Here is a 2279-nt window from a genome sequence, read left to right as displayed (position 1 = left end):
ACTTATGATTCCTGGTTATCCTGAAACACCAGCCTTGTCTGCTGCTACTGAATCTAGTGCAATCGAAGCCTCTGAGACATTCTCTTTTGTAGAAGGTTCTTCATTTATGGAAGTTAACTGTACTGTGTATCAGTGAGGTCTTTTTGAGAAATTGTGAGTTTCATAATGTGGCGTAAATGACATAGTTGATGATGAGGTGCTTAGTGTAATGCCAAGCACCTTTGAAGTGAGATGTTATGAGTGATTACTAGGTAAGAATTATCATGTGGCTACGATTGCACTAGATTCAGTAGCAGCAGACAAGGCTGGTGTTTCAGGATAACCAGGAATCATAAGTGGCTTGGCGGGTTCAAGTGATTCCCACACATACTGCTTAATGTTTTGGTTGAAACCCAAGAAATAGTTACGCCAGTTTTCTACTGTTGGTTGTTCATGATCTACTACTCGACAAGCGAAGCTTTTTTGTTTAGTGCCAACTTGTTCTCTAGCAGTTTTGAAACAAAAGATACCCAAGGAGTAGAATAGAGCATTCTTTTGTTTGGCTGGGATACCGTTAACAATAGAATGGCAGATATTGAGTTCTCTACAGAATTCTTGCCAGTGGGCAGAGAAAGATGCTTGGTTTGCACCTGCTGCTTTATAAATAAGGGGAATTTGGTGGAGTGGTTCGTTGTTTTGGTCTAACAGGAAGATTTGGAAATATTGGAGGTTGCCAATGTTGTCATCTTCCTTCATTTGGGCAGTGTACCTTCCCAAAATTAATGTGGAATTTGACTCTTGTGACTGTTTTCTGTCAAACCCCAAAACTGGTGTTTTGGGACAAACTAGCATTCTAGGATTTTGGATAAGAATACCCTGTTCTTCAGCACCACTAGACTCAAACGTATAGGTAATAAGTTGTTTTTCGTCGAACTCTCTCCAACCAGCGATCGCCATTTGGTTAACAGCTACAAAATAGCCACAGGTAGCAGGGGTAGTGCCTGGTAGTTTTGATAATGTCATTGCTAATCGCTCTATGAAAGCATCATGTTTCTCTTGGCTATAACTAAATTGGTAGATGGTGGGATAGTCATCTTCATTGACAAAGCAGTAGATTATGGAGATGTTATCAGGCGTAATTTCTCGTGTTTCTGCAAGGAGAAATAATCGTAGTTGAGTTTGCCATGATTTCTCTAGTTTTTCTGGCTGCTGAATATATCTTTCAGATGTCCAGTCTACAGCTATTACTTTCTCTCCAGTCGCAATTAACAAGTCATATTTAGCGGTGATAACTGTGTTATAAATGAGTTTTTGGAGATTAACATTATATTGTTTCCTTTCAGAAGGAATGTTAATGATTAACTGAAGCTGGGATATCCAATGAGCCATTTTTGGATAAGCTGTGAGAAACGGTTCCACTGGCAATTCCATCATCAACTGTTGCATAATCAGATGAAATTGTCTGCCAAAGTTTTGTTGAGTAATATTTTCAGAATAGTGGGATAGAAATTTTTGCTCAACAAAATACTGCTGAAACTTTTGGGTATTTTTCTCTAATAGTTCCAGCAGTTCGTAGTTCAGTTGATTCATATATTTCTCTCTTGGATGAGTTCAAGAGAGAGGCGCGTCAGCGATATCGGGGGTTAGAGATTACGCTTCTGATGAAATGTGATTGTTGCAAGACAAATTTCTCAGCTTGATGAACTTGAGCATAGCTAGGATTTTTGTATCCACAAATTCTGTTGTCTTGTCAATGTCAACATCACTATCAACGTTTTCTGCGAGAAACATGATTGAGGACATTGGTACTTCAAAAATCTCTGAATAGCCCTTAAGCACATTAATAGTTGGTGTTTTATTTGCAGATTCAATTTCTGAGAGATGTGATTTAGATATTCCTAGTTTTACTGCTAATTCCTTTTGTGTTAAATCATAGAATACCCTCATCAGCCTCAAAGCTTTGGAGATATTATCTACAGGTTTATAGTGAGTAGTATCAGTTAAGAGGATGCTAGAGACAACATCTTCGACTTTAGCAACTGAATCAACTGAATCAACTCAAAAAAAAACAGCTATATTTAGAAAAAGAAGATAACACGCCAAAAAATCGGGGAAAATTAATATTAGATGCGACTTGTGCGCCAGCAGACATCAGCTATCCAACAGATTTAGAGTTAGTAAAGAAAAAAAGAAACAAGATTTAGAATCCGAGAGAATTCGTAATTGTATTGAGGGAAAATTCGGGACTTGCGTAAAAGAAGATTTAGTCTCAATCGAGTGATGGCAAAACTGTCTCATAC

At 38.0% G+C, this 2279-nt stretch carries 2 protein-coding genes; both read right to left on the bottom strand.

Annotated elements, in window-relative coordinates; translation table 11 throughout:
• Positions 1-261: 261 nt before the first annotated feature.
• Positions 262-1569, bottom strand: a complete 1308-nt coding sequence (locus tag LC574_RS36475; RefSeq protein WP_229458489.1) for a DUF5895 domain-containing protein — start codon at positions 1567-1569, stop codon at positions 262-264.
• A 60-nt stretch (positions 1570-1629) separates the two neighbouring features.
• A complete protein-coding gene (locus tag LC574_RS36470; protein ID WP_229458488.1) occupies positions 1630-1926 on the bottom strand; it encodes a helix-turn-helix domain-containing protein in 297 nt (98 codons plus the stop codon).
• Positions 1927-2279: the final 353 nt, after the last annotated feature.

The organism is Nostoc sp. CHAB 5715 (genome assembly GCF_020829685.1).
Lineage (GTDB): Bacteria > Cyanobacteriota > Cyanobacteriia > Cyanobacteriales > Nostocaceae > Nostoc.
Note: the sequence above shows the minus strand (reverse complement) of the source record. Positions and strands in the feature narration are given on the sequence as shown.